The sequence below is a fragment of the Kitasatospora sp. NPDC088160 genome, assembly GCF_044741445.1.
GTDB lineage: Bacteria > Actinomycetota > Actinomycetes > Streptomycetales > Streptomycetaceae > Kitasatospora.
Map to the genome: position 1 here is coordinate 1 of NZ_JBIUSS010000025.1, position 22,699 is coordinate 22,699.

Annotated in this window: 13 protein-coding genes, 2 pseudogenes and 1 riboswitch; of the genes and pseudogenes, 3 read left to right on the forward strand and 12 right to left on the reverse strand. The window is 73.5% G+C overall.

Features of this window, described 5'->3' with window-relative positions:
* Together ACIOGZ_RS32580 and ACIOGZ_RS32585 are read left to right on the forward strand one after the other, a co-directional pair.
* A pseudogene (locus tag ACIOGZ_RS32580) lies at positions 1-92 on the forward strand (ABC transporter ATP-binding protein); the annotation flags it as partial.
* A gap of 63 nt (positions 93-155) precedes the next feature.
* Entirely contained in the window at positions 156-2,714 is a 2,559-nt protein-coding gene (locus ACIOGZ_RS32585; RefSeq protein WP_400988670.1) for an ABC transporter permease, read from the forward strand.
* A gap of 200 nt (positions 2,715-2,914) precedes the next feature.
* On the opposite strand, the gene ACIOGZ_RS32590 is transcribed toward ACIOGZ_RS32585, so the two are convergent.
* The 7 genes and pseudogenes from ACIOGZ_RS32590 to ACIOGZ_RS32620 all read right to left on the reverse strand — a co-directional run bounded on the left by ACIOGZ_RS32590 (position 2,915) and on the right by ACIOGZ_RS32620 (position 11,183).
* Complete coding sequence (locus tag ACIOGZ_RS32590; protein WP_063348030.1) at positions 2,915-4,282, reverse strand: NAD(P)/FAD-dependent oxidoreductase; 1,368 nt, start codon at positions 4,280-4,282, stop codon at positions 2,915-2,917.
* A gap of 428 nt (positions 4,283-4,710) precedes the next feature.
* Positions 4,711-5,646: a Ppx/GppA phosphatase family protein gene (locus ACIOGZ_RS32595; protein ID WP_063348031.1), complete on the reverse strand. Its 936-nt coding sequence runs from the start codon at positions 5,644-5,646 to the stop codon at positions 4,711-4,713.
* A gap of 131 nt (positions 5,647-5,777) precedes the next feature.
* Positions 5,778-6,317: pseudogene (locus ACIOGZ_RS32600) on the reverse strand (DUF501 domain-containing protein); the annotation flags it as partial.
* Entirely contained in the window at positions 6,289-6,801 is a 513-nt protein-coding gene (locus tag ACIOGZ_RS32605) for a septum formation initiator family protein (protein ID WP_363588400.1), read from the reverse strand. The gene ACIOGZ_RS32605 and the pseudogene ACIOGZ_RS32600, both read right to left, overlap by 29 nt.
* Before the next feature lie 231 nt (positions 6,802-7,032).
* Positions 7,033-8,319, reverse strand: coding sequence for a phosphopyruvate hydratase (gene eno, locus ACIOGZ_RS32610; RefSeq protein WP_363588371.1), 1,287 nt, complete (start codon positions 8,317-8,319; stop codon positions 7,033-7,035).
* Between the two features lie 267 nt (positions 8,320-8,586).
* Positions 8,587-9,504 (reverse strand): transglycosylase family protein, encoded by a 918-nt coding sequence (locus ACIOGZ_RS32615; protein WP_363588373.1) that lies wholly within the window; start codon positions 9,502-9,504, stop codon positions 8,587-8,589.
* 5 nt (positions 9,505-9,509) lie between these two features.
* A riboswitch (cyclic di-AMP (ydaO/yuaA leader) is annotated at positions 9,510-9,677 on the reverse strand.
* A 210-nt stretch (positions 9,678-9,887) separates the two neighbouring features.
* Entirely contained in the window at positions 9,888-11,183 is a 1,296-nt protein-coding gene (locus ACIOGZ_RS32620) for a cytochrome P450 (RefSeq protein WP_400988672.1), read from the reverse strand.
* A gap of 275 nt (positions 11,184-11,458) precedes the next feature.
* On the opposite strand from ACIOGZ_RS32620, the gene ACIOGZ_RS32625 reads away from it, so the two are divergent.
* Complete coding sequence (locus ACIOGZ_RS32625; RefSeq protein WP_363588377.1) at positions 11,459-11,884, forward strand: SDR family NAD(P)-dependent oxidoreductase; 426 nt, start codon at positions 11,459-11,461, stop codon at positions 11,882-11,884.
* Positions 11,885-11,901: 17 nt separating this feature from the next.
* On the opposite strand, the gene ACIOGZ_RS32630 is transcribed toward ACIOGZ_RS32625, so the two are convergent.
* The 5 genes from ACIOGZ_RS32630 to ACIOGZ_RS32650 form a co-directional block, all read right to left on the reverse strand.
* A complete protein-coding gene (locus ACIOGZ_RS32630) occupies positions 11,902-12,930 on the reverse strand; it encodes a MazG family protein (RefSeq protein ID WP_363619235.1) in 1,029 nt (342 codons plus the stop codon).
* 71 nt (positions 12,931-13,001) lie between these two features.
* Complete coding sequence (mfd, locus tag ACIOGZ_RS32635) at positions 13,002-16,631, reverse strand: transcription-repair coupling factor (protein ID WP_400988674.1); 3,630 nt, start codon at positions 16,629-16,631, stop codon at positions 13,002-13,004.
* A gap of 817 nt (positions 16,632-17,448) precedes the next feature.
* The gene (locus ACIOGZ_RS32640) at positions 17,449-18,771 is read right to left on the reverse strand and encodes a hypothetical protein (RefSeq protein WP_400988676.1); all 1,323 of its coding nucleotides are present in this window, start codon (positions 18,769-18,771) and stop codon (positions 17,449-17,451) included.
* Positions 18,772-19,037: 266 nt separating this feature from the next.
* Positions 19,038-21,578 (reverse strand): SUKH-4 family immunity protein, encoded by a 2,541-nt coding sequence (locus tag ACIOGZ_RS32645; protein WP_400988677.1) that lies wholly within the window; start codon positions 21,576-21,578, stop codon positions 19,038-19,040.
* A 60-nt stretch (positions 21,579-21,638) separates the two neighbouring features.
* Positions 21,639-22,640, reverse strand: coding sequence for an SMI1/KNR4 family protein (locus ACIOGZ_RS32650; protein WP_363588387.1), 1,002 nt, complete (start codon positions 22,638-22,640; stop codon positions 21,639-21,641).
* Positions 22,641-22,699 lie beyond the last annotated feature (59 nt).

The window sequence follows — 22,699 nt, forward strand, 5'->3', positions numbered from 1 at the left end:
ACGGCCGCATCGTCGACGAACTCCACCACCCCACCGCCGACACCGTCCTGGACCGCATGCGCCGCTTCGACGCCAAGGGCCGCACCAGCTAGAGCCACCACCAGCCAGGGCCCGCCAGCCCAGCCGCCGCCCCTACGCGAAACCCAGGACACCCCATGTACCGCACCGCACTGCGCAACGTGCTGGCCCACAAGGGCCGACTCCTCATGACGGCGCTGGCCGTCATGCTCGGCACCGCCTTCGTCGCCGGCACCATGGTCTTCTCCGACACCTTCGGCAAGGCCATGCGGGACAACAACTCCAAGAGCTACTCGGACGTCTCGGTCCAGGTCGTGGACTACTCGGCCGGCTCCCGCACCAGCGCCAAGCCGAAGGGCGAGAGCGGCAACGCCTCGCTCACCGACGCCACCGTCCAGCAGCTGGCCGCCCTGCCGGGCACCGCCAACGCCCGCGGCGTGGTCAGCGGCTTCACCGGGGTCGCCGACCGGAGCGGCAACCTGATCGGCCAGTTCTGGGCCGCCAAGGGCGCCAACTTCGCCCCGGCCGCGGACGGCAAGGACCCGCGCTACCCGATGGCCGAGGGCCAGGGCCCGAAGAACGGCAAGGAGATCGCCCTCGACCGCAAGACCGCCGACAAGGCCGGCTACAGGATCGGCGACACCGTCCGGATCGCCATCAACGGCCCGGTGATCGAGGCGAAGCTCACCGGCGTCTTCACCACCGACGACCCGGTGGTGAACAGCGGCGGCACCCTCACCCTGTTCGACCGCGCCACCGCCCAGCAGCTGCTGCTGGAGCCCGGCCACTTCAGCAGCATCGTGCTCACCGCCAAGCCCGGCACCAGCGAGGACGCGCTGCTCGCCCAGGTCCAGCCCAAGGTGCCGTCCGACCGGCACTTCGACGTCGAGACGGGCGCCAAGCTCAAGGCCGACGAGCAGGAGATGATCACCAAGGCCACCGACAGCATGCGCACCATGCTGCTGGTCTTCGCCGGGATCTCGCTCTTCGTCGGCATCTTCATCATCGCCAACACCTTCACCATGCTGGTCGCCCAGCGCACCAAGGAACTCGCGCTGCTGCGGGCGATCGGCGCCAGCCGCAAGCAGGTCACCCGCTCGGTGCTGGTCGAGGCCCTGGCGATCGGCACCGTCGCGGCGCTGGCCGGGCTGCTCGCCGGCATCGGGATCGGCGCCGGCATGCAGTCCCTGATGGGCCGGCTGAACGAGAACATGCCGCACGGCACGCTGGTCATCAAGCCGCTCACCATCGCGGTGACCCTGGCCGTCGGCGTCCTGGTGACGGTGCTGTCCGCCCTGCTGCCGGCCGTGCGCGCCGCCCGGATCGCCCCGGTGGCGGCGATGAGCAGCGGCGACCAGCCGACCAGCCAGAAGAGCCTGCTGGTCCGCAACGCGATCGGCTCGGCACTCACCGCCGGCGGCCTCGCGCTGATCGGCTTCGGCGCCTCCACCGGCAACGACAGCGGCCGCCTGCCGGTCGGCCTCGGCGCCCTGCTCGCCCTGATCGGCGTGTTCGTCCTGCTGCCGCTGCTCTCCCGCCCGGTGGTCGCACTGATCGGCCCGCTGCTACGCGGGCTCGGCGGCACTCCGGGCAAGCTCGCCCAGCAGAACGCGGTCCGCAACCCGCGCCGCACCGCGTCCACCGCCGCCGCGCTCACCATCGGCCTGACCCTGGTCAGCGGCCTCACCGTGATCGGTGCCTCGGTCGGCGGCGCGATCGACAAGGCCGTCACCAGCTCGATGAAGTCCGACTACATGGTCTCGGGCGCCAACCACATGAGCCTGTCCGAGCAGGTGCCCGGGCAGATCGCCAAGGCCCCCGGGGTGTCCGCCTCCTCCGCGGTGACGACCGCCGACTGGAAGTTCGACGGCAGCGGCGTGACGATCACCGGCATGGACGCCGGCTCCTTCGACCAGCTCGCCGAGGTCAAGCTGACCAGCGGCGCCACCGCCGCGCTCGGCCAGGGCGAGGTCCTGGTGGACCAGGACCTCGCCACGAAGCTCCACCTCACCGCAGGCTCGACGGTGGCGGTCTCCTACCCGGACCAGTCCACCGGTCAGCTCACCGTCGGCGGCGTGTACGAGAAGGGCGGCATGCTCGGCCCGGTCCTGCTGGCCAACAGCGAGGTCGCCAAGCACGAGCCGAAGCCCTACATCACCGACGTCCTGGTCAAGGGCAAGGACGGCGCCACCGCCGCGCTCAAGCAGTCCCTCAAGGACGCCACCGGCGCCAACCCGGTGATCGACGTCAAGTCCAAGCAGGACGTCCGCGACGACTTCAGCCAGACCATCACCTTCGCGCTGAACCTGATGTACGGCCTGCTGGCGATGTCCGTGCTGGTCGCGATCCTGGGCGTGATCAACACGCTGGCGATGTCGGTCTTCGAGCGCAAGCGCGAGATCGGGATGCTGCGGGCGATCGGCCTGGACCGCCGGGGCATCAAGCGGATGGTCCGCCTGGAGTCCGTGGTGATCTCGCTGTTCGGCGCCGGCATCGGCCTGCTGCTCGGCTGCTTCATCGCCTGGGCGATCAACGGCACCCTGAAGTCCAGCCTGAGCGGCCTGACCACCGTCCTGCCCTTCGGCCAGCTGGCGCTGTTCCTGGCCCTGGCCGGGGTGGTCGGCCTGGTGGCCGCGATCTGGCCCGCCCGCCGGGCGTCCAAGCTGGACATCCTGGCGAGCATCAAGACCGACTGACCGCCCCTCACGGGCCCGCCCAGCGGGCGGACGACGAGAAAGGGCCCCTGCCGGAGGGTTTCGGCAGGGGCCCTTCTACTTCTGTACTCCGCCCGGTCGCACGGCCGGCTGAGCACCACGGAGGTCGTGGTCCGGCGACACTGCCGGGCGGAGGGCCTCCGACTCATACCCCGGTGCTCCCACACCGGGGTCTCAGTCGCTTACTTGCTGGCGAGTTCCTTCTCGGCGGCCGGCTTGGCGGCCTCCACGGGCTTCGTGGGCGCCGTGACCTCCTGGATCGGCAGGCGCGGCTGCTCCATCTGGGAGAGGCCGACCATCTCGCGCTTCAGGAACATGGCCAGCGTCCAGTCGGTGAAGACCCGGACCTTGCGGTTCATGGTCGGGACCATGGCGCCGTGGTACGCGCGGTGGAACCACCAGGCCAGACGGCCCTTCAGCTTGACCTTGCCGAAGAGGATCGCGACGCCCTTGTGAAGGCCCAGGCCGGCGACCGCACCGAGGTTCTTGTGCTCGTAGTTCTTCTGCGGGAAGCCCCGCATGCCCGAGATGACGTTGTCACCGAGGACGGCGGCCTGGCGCACGGCGTGCTGCGCGTTCGGCGGGCACCAGGCGCCCTCGCCGGAGGCGAGGTCCGGGACCTGGGCGTTGTCGCCGGCGGACCAGACGTAGTCGAAGCCCTGGACCTGGAGGGTCGGCGCGGTGTCGACGTGGCCGCGCGGGCCCAGCGGCAGGCCGAAGTTGGCCAGCACCGGGTTCGGCTTCACGCCGGCCGTCCACACGATGGTGGAGGCGTCCATCTCCAGGCCGTTCTTCAGCACCACGTGCTGGTCGACGCAGGAGTCCATCGAGGTCTCGATGTAGACCTCGATCTTCCGCTCCTCGAGCTTCTCCTTGGTCCACAGACCGAGGTCCGGGCCCATCTCCGGGAGGATGCGGTTGGCCGCCTCCACCAGGACGAAGCGCATGTCGTCACGGCTGACGGTCTTGTAGATCTTGGCGGCGTCGCGCGCCATGTCCTCGACCTCGGCGATCGTCTCGACACCGGCGAAGCCGCCGCCGATGACGACGAAGGTCAGGGCCTTGCGGCGGACCTCCTCGTCGGCGGTGGACTCGGCCTTGTCGAGCTGGGCCATGACGTGGTTGCGGAGGCTGATGGCCTCCTCCACCGTCTTCATGCCGATGCCGTGCTCCGCCAGACCCGGGATCGGGAAGGTGCGGGAGACCGAGCCGGTCGCGACGACCAGGTACTCGAAGGGCAGCTCGTAGCTGTCGCCGGCCGCGGGCTGGATGGTGGCGACCTTGCGGGCGTGGTCCACACCGGTGACCGCACCGGTGAGCACCTCCGCCTTCTTGAGGGCGCTGCGCAGCGGCGCGACGAGGTTGCGGGGCGCGACGTTGCCGCCGGCCGCCTCGGGGAGGAAGGGCAGGTACGTCATGTACGACCGCGGGTCCACGACCGTGACGGTCGCTTCGCCGTAACGCATCTTCTTGAGGATGCGCATCGCGGCATACAGGCCGACGTAACCACCGCCGACAATGAGGATGCGAGGACGCTCCGTGGTGCTCATATCCGAAAGTATCCAGCACCGTCCGGAGCAGCCTTCGTGAGCCCGGTCACAAGCTTCTGGACACCCCGTGCTACACTGCGCGGCCGCAAATCCGGGCCCGGCGCGCCGACTCGCGGCCTCGGGCGCCCCCTCGTGAGCGCACGCCGGAATACCACCCTGCTGAGCAGCAACGATCCGTACGGTGCCCGGGTTCCCGCTCGTGATTTCGATTTTCAAACCTCAACCGAGGCTTGACCTGCGATCCAGGGGTCGTCACGGCGAGCAGACCTTCGGTCCCACATTTCGGACGTAGCGGGCGAGCAGCTGCGACGAATGACTGGATCGCCATGTGAAGAAATTCACGAACTTTCCCGCACCGGTCCGGGCGCGCCCCGGCCCCGGACCCCCGAAAGGGGTGCCGGGGCCGGTCGGGTAAGGCTCGCAGGAGGTCAGGAGGCCATACTCCAGGCGATGCCGTCCAGGATGTCGTGCTCGCTCACGACCACCTCGGCCGCGCCCGTCCGCTCCATGATCTCCAGCAGCTCCAGCGCGCCGGCCGCGATCACGTCCACCCGGCCCGGGTGCATCGACGGGATGGCCGCGCGCTCGGCGTGGGTGGCACCCAGCAGCTCGCGGGCGATCCCGGCGACCCGCTCCCGGCCGATCCGCGAGTGGTGGATCGCCGCCGAATCGTAGGCCGGCAGGTCCTGGGCGATCGCGGACACCGTGGTGACCGTCCCGGCCAGGCCCACCAGGGTGGCCGCGCCGCGCAGCGGGACGACCTCCTCGGCCTTGTCCAGCTCGGCCCGCACGTGCGCCCGGGCCGTCTCGATCTGCTCCGGCGAGGGCAGCTCGGCGCCGCCGAAGTGCCGCTCGGTGAGCCGGACGCAGCCGATGTCCACCGAGCGCGCCGCCTGCACGTCCGCACCGCCCAGCACGAACTCGGTCGAGCCTCCGCCGAGGTCGAACACCAGGTACGGCGCCGGGAACTGGCCGCCGGTCAGCTCCTTGGTGGCGCCCACGAAGGACAGGTGCGCCTCCTCCTCGCCGCTCACCACCTCGGGCTCGACGCCCAGGATCGCGCGCACGCCCTCGACGTACTCGTCGCTGTTCTCGGCGTCCCGTGAGGCGCTGGTGGCGACGAAGCGGGTGCGCTCCGGGCCGACCCCGAACCCGGCGATGACCTCCCGGTACTCGCGGCAGGCCGCGAAGGTGCGGGCCAGCGCGTCCGGGTGCAGCCGGCCGGTCTGGTCCACGCCCTGGCCCAGCCGATTGATGATCATTCGGCGGTCGAGGTCGGTGATCTCCCCGGTGGCCGGGTCCAGGTCGGCGACCAGCAGCCGGATCGAGTTGGTGCCGCAGTCGATCGCGGCCACCCGGGTCATGCTCACGCGGACTCCCCGGCGTCGGACTCCTCGGCGGCCCGCTTCTTCGCGGCGCGCTCGGCGGCCTTCTGCTGCTTGGCCTCGATCACGGCCTGGTGGTCCTGGTCCTTGGCCCGGTTGCGGGCGACCCGCTCACCGGCGGCCTCGACCTCGGCCGGGGAGACGCAGGGGCCCTTGGCCCACCAGTCCTCCAGCAGGCCGATCGCCTCGTCGCCGAGCGGGTTGACGCCCTCGCCGGCCGCCAGCGAGTGGCCGACCAGCACGTGCAGGCACTTCACCCGGTCCGGCATGCCGCCGGCGCTCGGGAAGCCCTCCAGCACCTCGATGGCATCGCGCCGGGCGATGTAGTCCTCGTGCGCCTTCTGGTAGGCGGCGGCCAGCTCCGGGTCCTCGGCGAGCCTGGCGGTCTGCTCCTTCATCACGCCGTCCGCCTCCAGGGTGCCGATCAGCGAGGCGGCCTTGGGGCAGGTCAGGTAGTACAGCGTCGGGAACGGCGTGCCGTCCGGCAGTCGGGGGGCCGTCTCCACGACGTCCGGGTTGCCGCAGGGGCAGCGGTGCGCCACGCCGCGAAGGCCGCGCGGCACCCTGCCGAGCTGGGCGGCGATGGCGGCGACGTCGGCGTCGGAGACGGCGGGGTGGTTCTCAGTGGTCATGGGGGGAGGTGTCTCCAGCGGGGGACGGTGGGAGCGGACGGGGGGAGGCGGGGGCCGGGGCGGCGGCGTCGGTGGTGTCGGCGGCGTCGACCGAGTCCCAGATGCTGGCGTACCAGGGCTTGGCGGCCCGCGCCGAGCCGCCTGGCGCGCCGTCGGAGGCGGCCGGGCCGGCGGCGGTGGCGGAACCGCCGGCGGACGCCGAGGGCCGGGCGGCGGCCGGACCGGCCGGATCCACCGCGATGTACGGGGTCTCCCCCGGCATCGCGTAGTGCAGCCGGACACGGGCCTGCGCCTTGACGTACTCGGGGTCCTGCCAGCGGGCCTTCTCCCGGCGCAGCTGCTCGACCTGCTGGCGGGAGCGGTCGGCCTTCGCCTGCTGGGCGGAGATCTCGGCGCGCTGGGAGATGAACTGCCGCGTCGGGTAGGCGAGGATCGCCACCAGCGAGCAGAGCACCAGGACGAGGACGGTCGCCCGGCTCGTGAAGCGAGGCCGGGCCGCCAAGCCCGGGATCCTCCAGCCTGCCATCTCCCGTTCCCCTCCTGGTCGCGACGGTGCCCCGCCGTCCACCCTACGGGGTGAACGGCGGGGCACCGGTCAGGCGTGCTCACCGGTCGGCGGAGCGACCGTGCTCGCCGCTCCGAGGAGCGGCTGAGCCTGCTGCTCCGCGGAGCGGCTGAGCCTGCTGCTCCTCGGAGCGGCCGTGCTTGCTACTCCGCGGAGCGGCTGTGCTGGCTATTCCGCAGAGCGGAAGCGCGGGAAGGCGCCGCGGCCGGCGTACTCGGCGGCGTCGTCGAGGATCTCCTCGATGCGCAGCAGCTGGTTGTACTTGGCGACGCGCTCGGAGCGGGCCGGGGCACCGGTCTTGATCTGGCCGCAGTTGGTGGCGACGGCCAGGTCGGCGATGGTGACGTCCTCGGTCTCGCCGGAGCGGTGCGACATCATGCAGCGGTAGCCGTTGCGCTGGGCCAGCTCGACGGCGTCCAGGGTCTCGGTCAGCGAGCCGATCTGGTTCACCTTCACCAGCAGCGCGTTGGCGGTGCCGGTCTCGATGCCCCTGGCCAGGCGGGCCGGGTTGGTGACGAACAGGTCGTCGCCGACCAGCTGGACCTTGTCGCCCAGCTTGACGGTCATGGCCTTCCAGCCGTCCCAGTCCGACTCGTCCAGCGGGTCCTCGATGGAGACCAGCGGGTAGGCGTCGACCAGCTCGGCGTAGTACTCGATGAGCTCGGCGGCGGAGATGGCCTTGCCCTCGAACTGGTAGGCGCCGTCCTCGTAGAACTCGGACGCGGCGACGTCCAGGGCGAGCGCGATGTCACGGCCGGGCACGTAGCCGGCCTTCTGGATGGCCTCGGTGATGAGGTCCAGGGCCTCGCGGTTGCTGTCCAGGTTCGGCGCGAAGCCGCCCTCGTCGCCGAGGCCGGTGGACAGGCCGCGCTCCTTCAGCACGCCCTTGAGGGTGTGGTAGACCTCGACGCCCCAGCGGACGGCCTCGGAGAAGGACTCCGCGCCGATCGGGGCGATCATGAACTCCTGGATGTCGACGTTGGAGTCCGCGTGCGAACCGCCGTTGAGGATGTTCATCATCGGAACGGGCAGCACGTGCGCGTTCGGGCCGCCCAGGTAGCGGAACAGCGGCAGGTCGCTGGCCTCGGAGGCGGCGTGCGCCACGGCCAGCGAGACGCCCAGGATCGCGTTGGCGCCGAGCGAGGACTTGTCCGGGGTGGCGTCCAGGTCGAGCATGGCCTGGTCGATCAGGCGCTGCTCGGTGGCGTCGTAGCCGACCAGCTCCGGGCCGATCTGCTCGATGACGGCCAGGACGGCCTTCTCCACGCCCTTGCCGAAGTAGCGGTTCTTGTCACCGTCGCGCAGCTCGAGCGCCTCGAAGGCGCCGGTGGAGGCACCCGACGGGACAGCGGCACGGCCGGTGCTGCCGTCGTCGAGGCCGACCTCGACCTCGACCGTGGGGTTGCCACGCGAGTCGAGGATCTCACGGGCTACGACGACATCGATGGACGGCACGAGGCATCTCCTTGCGGAAGCAGGGTCCGGCTGACGTTGGGTGCTGCCGGCGGGACGATTGCGGAGTCGTTACGACCAGAGCCTAACCGCCCCGGCCCCCGGGGCCGCGCTGGCCTCGGTCCCGTCTCAGCGTGTGGCCCGGCTACCCACCGGTAGTTCACCTGCTTGCCCGATCGAAGCGGGCGAATACGGGGGAATGCGGGCGAAGGGGGACAGGTCCCGTCCCCCTTCGCCCGCAGGGCGCGGGCCGTTCAGGGCCCGGGCCGCTCAGCCGAGGTGCAGCACCTGGCCGGGCATGATCAGGTTGGGGTTGCCGCCGACGGTGCCGCGGTTGCCGTCGTACACCGACTGCCAGCCGCCGGACACGCCCTGGGCGGCGGCGATCGTCGACAGCGTGTCGCCGGCCCGGACGGTGTAGTCGTGACCGCCCTGCGCGGCGGCGGGCTGCGCGGCCGGGGCGGACTGCGCGGGCTGCGCGGCGCGGGGCGCGTACTGCGGCTGGGCGGCGGGCTGGCCCGCGTACTGCTGGTAGACGCTCTGGTGGCTGGTCCAGTACCAGGCGCCGTTGTTCTGGTACCAGTACACCTTCGCGTCGGCGTCCCAGCCGGCCTTGCCGGAGAAGCCCTGGGTCTGCGGCTGCGTCTGCTGCGGGGCCTGCTGGACGGGCTGCTGGGCGGCCGGCTTCGGGGCGGCCTGCTTGACCGGCTGCTGGGCGGGCTTCGGGGCCTGCGCCTGCTGGGTCGGCTTGGCGGCGGACTGCTTGGCGGGCTTGGCGTCCGTGGAGGTGTCCACGGAGGCCGGGGCGCCGCCCTTGCTCAGGCCGGCCTTCTGGGAGCAGACCGGCCAGGCGCCCGGGCCCTGCGAGGCCAGCACCTTCTCGGCGACCGAGATCTGCTGCGCCTTGCTGGCCTGGTTGGCCTGCGGGGCGTAGGAGGTGCCGCCGTACGCCTTCCAGGTGCTGGGCGTGAACTGCAGGCCGCCGGAGAAGCCGTTGCCGGTGTTGATGCTCCAGTTGCCGCCGCTCTCGCACTGGGCGACGGCGTCCCAGGTGGAGGCCGGGGCGGCGGAGGCGCCGGTGGCGGTGAGGAGCGGCATCGCGAGTCCGACGCCGGCCACACCGGCGACGGCGATGGCCTTCTCGGTCTGGGTGCGACGGCGGTGGCGGCCGGTTCCAACGAACAGCATGAAGAGGTCCCTCTCCGCACGCCTGCGAGGTGAGCTGTCGGGTTCGGACCGGGAGGTGGCCCGGCCGCCGAAAGCGGAAACGATTCCGCTCGGGCGGCTTCACCCCAAGCCGTCGGGGAACGGCAACAAACCTGGTTCCCCCGCCCCTGCCCAGGGTCTGGTCGGTTTCCCGTGACGCGGCGGGCAGGATTCGGCGTTCCGCGCACGAGGTCCGCAGCTGCGAACTCCAGGGAGAGTAGACAGATCATCAGACCAATAACAAGCTCATATCACCGATATCACACACAAATTACGGCGCGTGGTCAATCGCCTACCAACGGCGGCGGTATGTCCGGATTAATGCGGGTTCAGGCCTGGCTCCACGGGCCGCCGGAGACATGCCGTCAGCGTGTCGGGGCGTCGGTCGGCGTGCCCGGCGGCGCGTGCGGAGAGCAGGTCTCCGGAGTGAATTCGACCGGGAGTTCCCGCAGGCCACGCATGATCAGGCCGCCCCTCCAGCGCAGGTTCTCCGGGTTTTCCGCGAGCCGCAGGTCCGGCAGCCGGGAAAGCAGCGTGGCCAGTGCGCTCCGCCCCTCCAGGCGGGCCAGCGGGGCGCCGATGCAGTAGTGGATCCCGTGGCCGAAACCCAGGTGCGGATTGTCCGTGCGGGCCAGGTCCAGGGTGTTCTCGTCCGCGAACCTGGCCGGATCGCGATCCGCCGCGGCCAGCACCACCAGCACCGGATCGCCCACCGGGATGTCCACCCCGCCGATCGACAGCGGCCGCGTCGCGAAACGCCACGTCGCCATCTCCACCGGCCCGTCGTAGCGCAGGAGTTCCTCGATCCCGGTCTCCAGCAGCGCCGTCTCGCCGCGCACCACCGACTCCTGCAGCAGCCTGCGCTGCTCCGGGTTGCGCAGCAGCGCGTACGTGCCGTTGCCGATCAGGTTGACGGTCGTCTCGAACCCCGCGAACAGGAGGATGAACGCCATCGCGGCGGCCTCGTTCTCGTTCAGGTGCTCGCCGTGGTCGCTCGCCCGGATCAGGCCCGAGATCAAGTCATCACCCGGATCCGCCCGCTTGCGGTGGATCAGCTCCAGCAGGTACGCCCGCATCCGCTTCACCGCCCGCCCCACGCCGCCGCGTTGGCCGCCGCCGTGCCGGATCATCATCCCGGCCCAGTCCCGGAAGTCGTCCTGGTCCTCGGCCGGCACGCCCAGCAGGTCGCAGATCGCGTAGATGGGGAGCGGGAACGCGAACTCGTGGATCAGGTCCGCCGAACCGCGCTGCGCGAAGCCGTCGATCAGCCGGTCCGTGAGCTGCTGCACCCGCGGCTCGAACTCCGCCACCCGGCGCGGCGTGAACGCCTTCGACACCAGCCGGCGCAGCCGGGTGTGGTCCGGCGGGTCGATGTTCAGCAGATGCGTCATCAAGTCCGCCTGGCGTTCCCCCGGAATTCCCACCCGCCCGGTGCGGTGCGCCTGCTCGCTGTGGTGCGCCGGGTTCTTCGACAGCCGGCCGTCCGCCAGCGCCTGCCGAGCGTCCGCGTAGCGGGTCACCAGCCAGGCCTCCACCCCGCTCGGCAGCGTCGTGCGGTGCACCGGGGCGTGCTCGCGCAACCAGGCGTAGGCGGGGTACGGATCGGTGGCGAACTCCCAGGTGAAGAGCTGCGGGGCGGCGGGATCGGGCTGCACTGGCATGCGTCGACCGTATCCGGTGGGTCGGGGCCGCACCGCCTCCGGCGGACGCGACCGGCGGGGCCGGATCGTCAACACCCGGCGGACGGCCCGCCAACGCTCCGTGGACGCCCCGTGGACGGTCCGTGGACAGCTCTTGGACAGCTCTTGGCCGGGTGGCGGGCGTGACCCTGGTCACCTGAGGGGTAATCCCTGTTGCGGAGGGTCAGGACCTGCCTACGATCCTCCGCAGAAATCGTGGGCGCCGGTGCGGTGTCGCCCACAGGGAGGAGCAGACCATGCGGGTCAGCGGGGCAGTCGTCGTCATCGCGGTACTCGACGGCGGATCGGGAGCCGAGCTCGCCCGCCGGTTCGCCGCCGCCGGCGCCGCCGGAGTGCTGATCGCCGACCAGCGTGCGGGCGTCGCCGAGGACCTCGCCACCGAACTCGACCGGCCGGGCTGCCCCGTCGTCGGCGTCGGCGGCGACATCCGCCGCCCCAGCGACGTCGCCGCCCTCGTCGACACCGCCGAGAAGCACCTCGGCCCCATCGACCTGTTCTGCGTCGCCGGCCCCGACGGCGAGCGGATCGTCTCGCTCGCCGAACTGCCCGCCCGCCTCGACCTCGAACGCCTCGCCGAACTCCTCGCCCTCGTCGGCGAGGCCATCGGCGAAGTCGTCCCCCGGCAGCGGCGGCCGATCGAGAACACCGCCACGGCCGCCTGAGGCCCTGCCCGGGCCCGCTACTCGCCGACCGGCCCGAGGCCCTCGGCCGCGCGCACCGCGTCCCGGTAACCGCGCGCGGCCGAGCGCAGCGCCGCGTCCACGTCCACCCCGGCGTCGTGCGCCCGCTGCGCCACCGCCAGCAGCAGCCGGCCCGCCGACTGCGCCGTCAGCTCCGCCGGCAGCGCGTACGGCTCGTCCGGCACGCCCGCGAAGCCCGCCCGGCGCACCCGCGACACCAGCTTCGCCGCGTACGCCAGCGACGGCAGCCCGGCCGGCACGCCGTCCAGCACCGACTCCCGGTCCGCCTTCTCGGCCGCCTTCAGCTGCTCCCAGTTCGCCTCCACCTCGGCGGCGCCCTCCGCCTCGACGTCCCCGAACACGTGCGGGTGCCGGTACATCAGCTTCTCGACGATGTCACCGGCCACGTCGTCGATCGAGAACGCCTCCGCCGGGTGCTCCTCGGCGATCCGGGAGTGGAAGAACACCTGGAGCAGCACGTCGCCCAACTCCTCGCGCAGCGTCTCCCGGTCCCCCTCCTCGATCGCCTCGACCAGCTCGTACGCCTCCTCGACCAGGTACTTCACCAGGCTCTCGTGCGTCTGCTCGGCGTCCCACGGGCAACCGCCCGGCGAGCGCAGCCGGTCCATCACCGACACCAGGTCCAGCAGCCGCGCCCCCGGCAGGTCGTACGACCCCGGCAGCACCTCGATCTCCGGCACCTCACCGGCGTGCTCCACCGCCAGCCGCGCCAGCGCGTCCGTCAGCCCCGGATCCCCGTCCGGGCTGCCCAGCCACACCGTCGGCCCAGCCCCGCCCGGCTGCCCGGTCAGCAGCCGCGCCAGCGCCGGTGCCGACCCCGCCGCCACGACCTCGACCTCCACCCCGGCCTGCCGCACCGCCGCCACCTGCGGATGCCCCGCGTCCCCCGCCAGCACCCGCCCCGCCGACCGCAGCGCCTCCCACGCCGGCCACGCCAGCAACCCGGGGGCCACCCGGTGGGTGGTCGTCAGCAGGATCAGCTTCGCGTCCGGAACATTCGTCGTCACACCCCGAACCTACCCGCCGCCCGCCCGGGGCGGGGACGGGCCCGACGGGACCCGCCCCTCCCGCCGGGGTCCTACTTCTTCGACCCCGCCAGGTCGTCGAACATCGCCGACAGGAACTCGCTGCACCAGCCCAGCAGCTCCCGCCCGACCAGCGGCTTGCCGCCGATCCGCCCGGTGCTCGGCCGCGGCACCAGCAGCTGCTGGGCGGCCGCCTTGACCTGGCTGCGCGGGTAGAGCCGGTTCAGCCGCAGCTGCTGGGACTCCCGCAGCTCCACCGGCCCGAACCGGACGTTGGCCCCCTGGAGGGTGATGTCCGCGATGCCGCACCGCCGGGCGTACAGCCGCAGCGCCGCGACCAGCAGCAGGTTCTCCACCGGCTCGGGCAGCTTGCCGTAGCGGTCGACGAGCTCGTCCCGGACCTGCTGGATGTCCGCCTCCGAGTTGACCGCCGCGATCGAGCGGTACGCCTGCAGCCGCAGCCGCTCGCCGGGCGCGTAGTCGTGCGGCACGTGCGCGTCGACCGGCAGCTCGATCTTCACCTCCAGCGGCTCCTCCTCCGGCTCGCCGCCGTTCGCCAGCGACTCGCGGAACTCGGCCACCGCCTCGCCGACCATCCGCATGTAGAGGTCGAAGCCGACGCCCGCGATGTGCCCGGACTGCTCGCCGCCGAGCAGGTTGCCGGCGCCGCGGATCTCCAGGTCCTTCATCGCCACGTACATGCCGGCGCCCATCTCGGTGTGCTGGGCGATGGTCGCCAAGCGCTCGTGCGCGGTCTCGGTGAGCGGCTTCTCCGGCGGGTACAGCATGTACGCGTAGCCGCGCTCGCGGCCCCGGCCGACCCGCCCGCGCAGCTGGTGCAGCTGGGAGAGGCCGAAGGTGTCCCCGCGCTCGACGATCAGGGTGTTGGCGTTGGAGATGTCGATGCCGGACTCCACGATCGTGGTCGACACCAGGACGTCGAACTCCTTCTCCCAGAAGTCGACGACGACCTTCTCCAGCTGGTTCTCCCCCATCTGCCCGTGCGCGGTGGCGATCCGCGCCTCGGGGACGAGGTCCTTGAGCCGGGCGGCCGCCTTGTCGATCGACTCCACCCGGTTGTGGATGTAGAACACCTGGCCCTCGCGCAGGAGTTCACGCCGGATCGCGGCCGAGATCTGCTTCTCGTCGTAGGGGCCGACGAAGGTCAGCACCGGGTGCCGCTCCTCCGGCGGGGTGGTGATGGTGGACATCTCGCGGATGCCGGTGACGGCCATCTCCAGGGTGCGCGGGATCGGCGTCGCGGACATGGTGAGCACGTCGACGTTGGCGCGCAGCTTCTTCAGCTGCTCCTTGTGCTCGACGCCGAAGCGCTGCTCCTCGTCGACGATGACCAGGCCGAGGTCCTTGAACCTGGTCTCGGAGGAGAACAGCCGGTGGGTGCCGATGACGACGTCCACCGAGCCCTCGAACAGGCCCTCCAGCACGGCCTTGGCCTCGCTGTCGCTCTGGAACCGGGAGAGCGCCTTCACCGACACCGGGAAGTTGGCGTACCGCTCGGCGAAGGTGGAGAAGTGCTGCTGCACCAGCAGCGTGGTCGGCACCAGCACCGCCACCTGCTTGCCGTCCTGCACCGCCTTGAACGCGGCGCGCACCGCGATCTCGGTCTTGCCGTAGCCGACGTCGCCGCAGATCAGCCGGTCCATCGGGACGGACTTCTCCATGTCGGACTTGACCTCGGCGATGGTGGTCAGCTGGTCCGGCGTCTCCGCGTACGGGAAGGCGTCCTCCAGCTCGCGCTGCCAGGGGGTGTCCGGGCCGAAGGTGTGGCCGGGGGCGGCCATCCGCGCCGAGTACAGCTTGATCAGGTCGGCGGCGATCTCCTTGACCGCCTTCTTGGCCCGCTGCTTGGTCTTCGCCCAGTCCGCGCCGCCGAGCCGGTGCAGCGTCGGGGCCTCGCCGCCGACGTACTTGGTGACCTGGTCGAGCTGGTCGGTCGGCACGAACAGCCGGTCGCCGGGGTGGCCGCGCTTGGCCGGGGCGTACTCCAACACCAGGTACTCGCGGGTGGCGCCCTGGACGGTGCGCTGCACCATCTCGACGTACCGGCCGACGCCGTGCGCCTCGTGAACGACGTAGTCGCCGGCGGCCAGGGCCAACGGGTCGATCGCGTTGCGGCGCCGGGACGGCATCCGGCGCATGTCCTTGGTGGAGGACTTCTGGCCGGACAGGTCGGTCTCGGTGATGACCGTCAGCTTCAGGGCCTCGTCGACGAAGCCGTGCTCGATCGAGCCGCAGGAGACGTAGACGACGTCCCGGGTGGGCGCCTCGGCGAGGTCGGCGACCAGCCGGGCCGGGATGCCCTCGTTGCCGAGCACCTCGGCGAGCCGGGAGGCGGGCCCGTGGCCCTCCGTCACCATCACGACGCGCCAGTCGGCGGCCAGCCGCTCCTTGGCGTCGGCGATCGCCCGGGCGGTGTCGCCCCGGTAGGCCTCGACGGCGTGCATGCCGAGGGTGAGCGTGTTGGCGTCGAACTCCAGGACCTCGTTCACGGTGGACTCGCTGGTCGCGAACGGGCTGACCGACCACCAGGGCAGGCCGATCTCGGCGGCGTGCTCGCGCACCTCGGCGAGCGAGCGCAGCGAGGCGGCGGAGACGTCGATGGTCTCCAGGTCGATCGGCCGGTCCCCGCCGGCCGCGGCCGCCACCCAGGAGGCGTGCAGGAACTCCTGGCTGGTCGCCACCAGGTCGGCGGCCCGGGTCCGGACCCGCTCGGGGTCGCAGACCACGGCGACCGAGCCGAGCGGCAGCACGTCCATCAGCAGTTCCATGTCGTCCACCAGGACGGGCGCCAGCGACTCCATGCCCTCGACCGCGATGCCCTCGGCGATCTTGTCCAGGATCTCGGCCAGCCCGGGGTGCTCGGCGGCCAGCTCGGCGGCCCGCGCCCGCACCTCGTCGGTGAGCAGCAGCTCGCGGCAGGGCGGCGCCCACAGGCCGTGCTCGGCGATCTCCAGCGAGCGCTGGTCGGCGACCTTGAAGTAGCGGATCTCCTCGACGTCGTCGCCCCAGAACTCCACCCGCAGCGGGTGCTCCTCGGTCGGCGGGAAGACGTCCAGGATGCCGCCGCGGACGGCGAACTCGCCGCGCTTCTCGACCAGTTCGACACGCGCGTAGGCGGCGGCGGAGAGCCGTCGGGCGACCTCCTCCAGGTCGTGCGACTCGCCGCGCCGGACGGCCACCGGCTCCAGCTCGGCCAGCCCCTTGACCTGCGGCTGGAGCACCGAGCGGACCGGCGCGACGACCACCTGCACCGGGCCGGCCGCCGGGTCGTCCGCCCGCGGGTGCACGATCCGGCGCAGCACGGCCAGCCGGCGCCCGACGGTGTCCGAGCGGGGCGACAGCCGCTCGTGCGGCAGGGTCTCCCAGGCCGGGTACTCGGCGACCGAGTCCGGCGGCAGCAGCGAGCGCAGCGAGGCGGCGAGGTCCTCGGCCTCCCGGCCGGTCGCGGTGACGGCGAGCACCGGACGGCCCCGCTCGCCGGCGGCCTGGCCGGCCAGCGCGCGGGCGAGCGCGGCGATGGCGAACGGCCGGGCGGCGGGCGGTCCGACCAGGTCCAGGTGGCGGCGGCCGCCGGCCGCGGCTCCGGTGGCGGTCGCCGCCTCGATGGCCTCGGCGAGGGCCGAGTCCCGCGCGACGACATCGAGCAGTCCGGTCAGACTCATCAGGGTCTCTTCTTCGTCCCGTGGCTGGTGCTGCCTCCGGGCGGCAGCGGCCTGCCGGGGCAACGCGAACGGCCCGGCACGCCGAGCGGCCGGGGGTCTCCAGCCTACGCCGCGGCACGGACGCTCACGCGGTGTACGGCCCGGCGGGGCCGGGCGGGAACGAACCACCGTCCGGGGCGACGAACGGCCCCCGGGCGGAGCCCGGGACCGGACCGCGACCGGACCGCGGACGAACCACTGGACGGAACACCGGACCGGCCGGTGGACGAACCGTCCGGCCCCTGGTCAGATTCGGCTCCGCGATCTGCCACGAACTGGACATACTCCTGTCACTGCCTGTCCATGGAGATCGCGCACCATGGTGAATGTGCCCGCCGCACCCAACCGTGGGGGATGGCTGTGGCGGCACTGTCGCACCCCCGATGGGGGTCGGAGGTGCGAGGCCGGGCGACCCTGGGTGGGGGCGCCCGCCCAAGCGCCGGGAACCGTGGCGCCCTTTCCTGGAGGGCGCCACGGGTCTCGGCCTCACTCATGGCCGCCGCCCTGCCGGGCCGCGTTGCGGCCCACCGCCGCCGCCACGGGCGCGGCGACCACCGGCGGGACGGGCCGACGCCGTACGTCATCACCTGGTGCCCCTGGTCGGCGGTGAAGCCGTACCGCTCCTCTTCGGTTCGCCGTCCCGGCCGGCCGCCGGCGCCGGCTGGTCGGCCGCAACGCGCAGGCCCTGGCCGCCCGGTGGGAGCGGTCAGGGCCCAGGACGCGAAGCCCACCCGGGATGATCACGGGCGAGCCGCCGGCGGAGGCGCCGGCGCGGCGGTCAGCGGCGCCGGTAGCTCACCGTGTTCGGGGTGGCGTAGCCGGCACCGTCGTCCACGATGACGATCTTCGGGATGACCCGGGTCTCCTCCTGCGGCTCCTTCTCGGCGCCTTCGCCGTCCCTGTCGGCCTCCGCCGACCGGGGCGGTCCGACCGGCTTCGGCGGCGCCGCGGCCGGCGCGACCGGACCGGTCGCCACCGCCCCGGCGGGCGCCTTGCCGGCGGGCGCGCCGGAACCGCTCGCGGCCCCGGCGACGGCCCCGCCCACCACCGGCATCCGCGGCCCGGCCACCGGCTTCTCCCGCGCCGCCGGTGCGACGGCCTTCCGCAGGTCGGCCACCTCGATCTCGCCGGTGTCCGCCTCCGAGTCCACCGGCGCCGCGTCCACCGGCGCCGCGTCGGCGACCGGCCCCGCGACCGCCGCCGCCAGCCGCTCCGGCTCGATGGCGCCGACCGCCGCGCCGGTGAGCGAGGCCAGCGTGGCCTTGATGTGGTCCAGGTGCTTCTGCACGGTCTCCAGACGGCCGTCGAACTCGCCCTGCTCGCGTTCGCTCGCCGCGTTGATCCGCTCGGCCTCCCGGCGGGCCTGCTCGATCAGCTGGTCGGCCTTGGCCTGGGCGTCGGTCTCCAGCTGCTTGATCCGGCCGAGCACGGTCTCCCGGTGCTGCTCGGCCTCCTTGACCCGGCGCTCGGCGGTCGCGGAGACCTGGGCGTCCTCGGCGTCGGCCTTGGTCTGGGCCTGGGCGAAGGTCTCGTCGGCCTTGCGGCGCAGTTCGGCGAGCGTGGCCTCGGCCTGCTCGCCGGCCTCGGCGGCGGCCACCCGCACCTTGGCGGCGTAGGAGGTGGCGGCGTCCCGGGCGCTGCGGCTCTCCCGGTCGGCCTCGGCCCGGATGCCCTCGGCCTCGGCGCGGGTGCGCTCGTCGGTGCGCCGGGCGGCCTGGTCGGCCTCGGAGCGGGTGGTGGCGGCGTACTCCTTGGCGGCGTGGCCGAGGGCCTGGCCGGCCTCGTAGACCTCGTCCCGGAGATCCTCCGAGAAGCGCTCGGCCTTCTCCCGGACGGCGCGCGCCTCGTTCTGGGCCATCACCGCCAGTCCGGCGGCCTGCTCACTGAGCACCTCGTAGTCGGGCTCCGGGGCGTCCTCGGCGGCCCGGCGGATGTCGGCCAGCCGGGCCTCCATCTGCCGGAGCCCGGCGCCGAGGACGCTCAGCCGCTCCCACGCCTCGTCGCGCTGAGCGGTGAGGGCGGTGAGGGCTCGGTCGACCTGCTCGGGCGCGTAACCGCGCCGGGCAGAGGTGAAGCCGTACTCGGGGACGGCGTCGCTCATGGGCTCTTCCCCTCATGTCGCGGGCTGCGGAGCCCATGATCGGACGGAACGGACGGATCCGGAACCGGTTCGGCGGCCAGGGCCGAAATCGGACGCCTGGCGGACCGGAATACGTCGAGGACCGGACGAAAAGACCCATCCTCTTGACCTATTTTGCGCAGATCCGGGCGAAACCCCAACGAGGCACAGCCGGGACGGCATGCCGGAGGGGTCGTTCCAAACACCGGAACGACCCCTCCCCACCTGCGAGGATCCGCGACGACCCGCTACAGCAGGCCGTCCCAGAACTGCTCCAGCAGCACGGCCCACCACGTGTCCGCCGTCTGCAGGGCCGCCGGGTCGATCGCGGCGAGCTGCGCCTGGAAGTCGGTCGTCCAGCGACCGGCCTGGTCCGGGGTCAGCCCGTACCGCAGCCGCCACATCCGGCCCAGCAGGGCCATCGCGCGGACGAACTCCGGTACACCCGTGTTGACGAACCGGGGCGGCTGGCCGGTTCCGTCGACGTCCACGGCGACCACGTTCGCGGTGCCGTACTGGACACAGAGCTGGCGGCCGTAGTCGTTGCCGAGCACCAGGTAGCCGCCGAAATCCGGGGCCGCGGGCAGACCGCGCTCGGCGGCCAGCTCGGCGAGCGTCGGGATCGGCCGACCCTCCTGCGCCTGCGCCCAGAAGAACGGGCCGAAGTCGCGCGGCAGCCCCGCCCACACCAGGGCCTGCGACACCGGCTCGGGCACGCCCTGACGCGAGACCGCGCGCTGCTCGTAGCGGAACACGTTCTGGCCGAAGGCCGCCCCGAGCTCCTGGGCGAGCTGCTGCGGCGGGAGCGGCGGCAGCGGCTGGACCGTCCCCGGCACGGGCAGCGGCACCCGGGACGGGCGGACCCGCTGGGCCCCGGAGGCCAGCTGGTGCAGCTCGTCCAGGTGGTCGAGCAGCTCGGCCATGCCGGCCTGCCGGGACGCGTGGTCGCGGCCGTAGGCGGCGGTGTGGGTGAGCCGGACGTTCGGCCAGGACGCGGCGATCATGCGGTTGCAGTAGCCGCCCGGCAGGTCGCACGACTCCAGCTCGGTGTAGAGCTCCAGCACCTGCTCCGGCGGTACGTTCAGCCGCCGCAGGTCCTGGAGGATCTTCCACTCGGGGTGCGGGGTGCCGGGCTCGCTGCGGTGCAGCAGCTTCTGCTCGGAGCCGTCCGGGCCCCGGTAGCTCAGCGCGGCGAAGTAGCCGGGGCCGACCGCCGGCACCCCCGGCGGGACGGCGGCGCCCTGCGGCACTCCGGGCACCGGCGCCGGCGGGACGGCCGGGGCCGCACCGCCCGCGTTCGGGTAGCCGTACCCGGCCGCGGGCGCGGCGGGGGCCGACGGACCGCCGGGCGGCGACGGGACGGCGGGGCCGCCGGACGGCGGGGTGCCCGGGTCGGCCGGCACGGCGCCCAGCAGCGCCGGGTCGACCGCCTCGGCCAGCTGGGTCGCCTCGTACGCCACGCCGGAGGCGGGCGCGGCCGGCGGCACCGGGGCGGGCGCCGGGGCGACGGCCCCGCGCAGGCCCGCCGGAGGCGGGGGCGGCGGGGTCGAACCGGCCGCGCGGCCGCCGGGGCCCGCGGCGGGCACGCCGGCCCCCGGGGTGTGCCGCAGCCCGGCGGGCGGGGGCGGCGGCGGGGCGGAGGCCGAACTGCGGCCGAGCGCGACGCCGTGCGCGCCCGGACCGGACGCGCCACCGCGCAGCGCGGCCGGAGGAGGCGGCGGCGGGGCCGACCCCGGGTTGCGGCCGAGCCCGGCCTGCGGCGGCGCAGTCGGCGCCGGGGCCGCGGGAGCCCCGGGCGCCGGGGCAGCGGGCGGACCGCCCAGGCCGGGCAGGCCGCCGGGCGCGGCGAGCACGGTCGGCGCGTGCTCCACCGGCGCGGCCGGCTGCGGGGCGGCGGCGGGCGGTGCCAGGACGGTCGGCGTCTGCTCCACCCCGCCGGGCGGCCCGGACGGCGCACCCGGCAGGCCCATCAGCCCCGGCACGGCGTCCGGCGACGCGAGCAGCGTCGGCGCCGGCTCGACGGCCGCGGGCGGCGGGACGGCGGAGGGCACGGGCGGCGGGACGACGGCGGGCGGCTGGGCGGCGGGCGGCGGGACCGGCGGCATGCCGTAGCCACCCTCCGGCGGCATCAGCACGGTCGCGGCCTCGGCCCCGGCCGGCGCGGGCGCGTCGGGCACGTCGGAGCCGGTGGTCCGCAGCCCCTCGGGCATCAGGACGGTGGCCGCCTCGGCCCCGGCCGGCGGCACCGGCACGGGGGCCGGGGCCTGCGGCGGGACGGCGAAACCAGCGGGACCGGACGGCACGGCGGGCGCCGCAGCGACCGGCGCGGGCGGCTCGGCCACCGGAGCAACGGCAGCCGGAGCCCCCTGGCCCCCCAGCCGCTCCGCCTCCGCCGCGATCGCCGCGGCCCCCGCCTCCTGCAGCCACTGCGGCGGGCTGAGCAGGAAGGACGTCGCCTCGACCGGCCCTGGCGCGGGCTTCGCCGCCCCCGCCGGGTTGGCCGCGACCGGCCGCCCGTACGCCTCCTCGTACTGCCGGACCACCTCGTTGACGGGCAGCGCGGGCCAGAGCGTGGTCGCGCCGGAGTCCCGGGCGATCACCAGTCGCGCCTCGCCGGCCGACCCGTCCCCCGCCCCCGACGGCCCCGCCGTCCCGGCCCCGGGGGCCACCGCCCAGCAGACGAAGCCCAGGTCGAACTCCCGGACCCGTACCTCGCGCTGCCGCGGCTGCGGCACCCCGCCGTTGATCCACTCCTCGGCGAGCTCCTGCGCCTGCGCGTACGTCACCACGCCCGGTTCACCCCTGCCCTCATCCTCGTCGTCCCCGCTCGTTCCACCGCCGCGGCCACGTCAGTCCACCGGGACGGCCCGGGCGAACCCGCCGTCCACCATCAGCTCCGCGACCGTCTCCAGCTCCGGCGGGCTGCCGGCCAGCCGCAGCAGGAACGCGTCGAAGTCCTCGCCGCAGGGCAGCAGCAGCCGGGCGCAGCGGTCCTCCGGGGCCTCCGGCGCGCCGGTGTCGCGGGCGTCGTCGTACAGGTGGAACCAGACCGAGCCGGCCCGGTCGCCGCGCACCTTGAGCGCGACGATGCCGCCCTGCGCGTAGGCGACGCCCAGGTAGTCCTTGGTGAGGTGGTCGCGCAGGCACTTGTTGGCGTACACGACGTCCTGGGTGCCGTACTCCTCGCTGAGGGTGAGGAAGGGCTGGTCGAGCAGCATGCCGAGCTCGGTGTCCAGCGCCACCCCGACCGGGGCGCGGCCGCCGCCCAGCTTGAGGAAGGTGCGGTAGGCGCCGGGCAGCCGGTAGCCGAGGCGCTCCTCGGCGCGCTGCACCAGGTCCTCGGGGACGCCGATCGGGTCGCCGCCGTCCTTGGCCAGCGAGAAGTGCACGGGCCGGCGCTCCTGCAACGGGCGGGTGCCGCGGCGGGTGTGGTCGGCGGCGGAGGTGGCCAGGCCGGCGTGGTGCCGCAGCAGCGCCTTGACCTCCACCGGGACGAGTTCCATCCGCCGCCAGCCGGGGGCGGCCCGGCCGACCGCGTGGTGCCAGGTCCAGCCGGGCGGGGTGGCGACGGCGGTGTCCAGGTCGGCCCAGAGCGGGTGGCCCTGGGTGAACAGCGCGGCGTTGGCCGACACGTAGTCGGTCAGCCGCAGCTCGTCCACGCCGAAGCCGTCCGGCGGGTCGGCGACCTCGGCCGCGGCGGCGGCGTACGGGCCGAAGTCCGGGTAGCCGTACTCGTCCACCCGGACCCCGGCGGGGTGTCGCTCCGCGCGGACCGGGTCCGGGAACTGCACCACCTGACCTGCGTACGCCGCGTTCGGTGCGGCGGCGACGCCGGGCCGACCTGTCGTCATCTGGGAGCCCCCACTGGCTGCTGCAAATTCTCGAAGCGCTTGCTGGACACCAGCGTAGG

Coding starts and splice junctions, on each gene's coding strand:
- ACIOGZ_RS32595 (WP_063348031.1), bottom strand. CDS start 5,646: ATGACCCGGGTGGCCGCGATCGACTGCGGCACCAACTCGATCCGGCTG.
- ACIOGZ_RS32625 (WP_363588377.1), top strand. CDS start 11,459: ATGCGGGTCAGCGGGGCAGTCGTCGTCATCGCGGTACTCGACGGCGGA.
- mfd (WP_400988674.1), bottom strand. CDS start 16,631: ATGAGTCTGACCGGACTGCTCGATGTCGTCGCGCGGGACTCGGCCCTC.
- ACIOGZ_RS32585 (WP_400988670.1), top strand. CDS start 156: ATGTACCGCACCGCACTGCGCAACGTGCTGGCCCACAAGGGCCGACTC.
- ACIOGZ_RS32650 (WP_363588387.1), bottom strand. CDS start 22,640: ATGACGACAGGTCGGCCCGGCGTCGCCGCCGCACCGAACGCGGCGTAC.
- ACIOGZ_RS32590 (WP_063348030.1), bottom strand. CDS start 4,282: ATGAGCACCACGGAGCGTCCTCGCATCCTCATTGTCGGCGGTGGTTAC.
- ACIOGZ_RS32615 (WP_363588373.1), bottom strand. CDS start 9,504: ATGCTGTTCGTTGGAACCGGCCGCCACCGCCGTCGCACCCAGACCGAG.
- ACIOGZ_RS32620 (WP_400988672.1), bottom strand. CDS start 11,183: ATGCCAGTGCAGCCCGATCCCGCCGCCCCGCAGCTCTTCACCTGGGAG.
- ACIOGZ_RS32640 (WP_400988676.1), bottom strand. CDS start 18,771: ATGAGCGACGCCGTCCCCGAGTACGGCTTCACCTCTGCCCGGCGCGGT.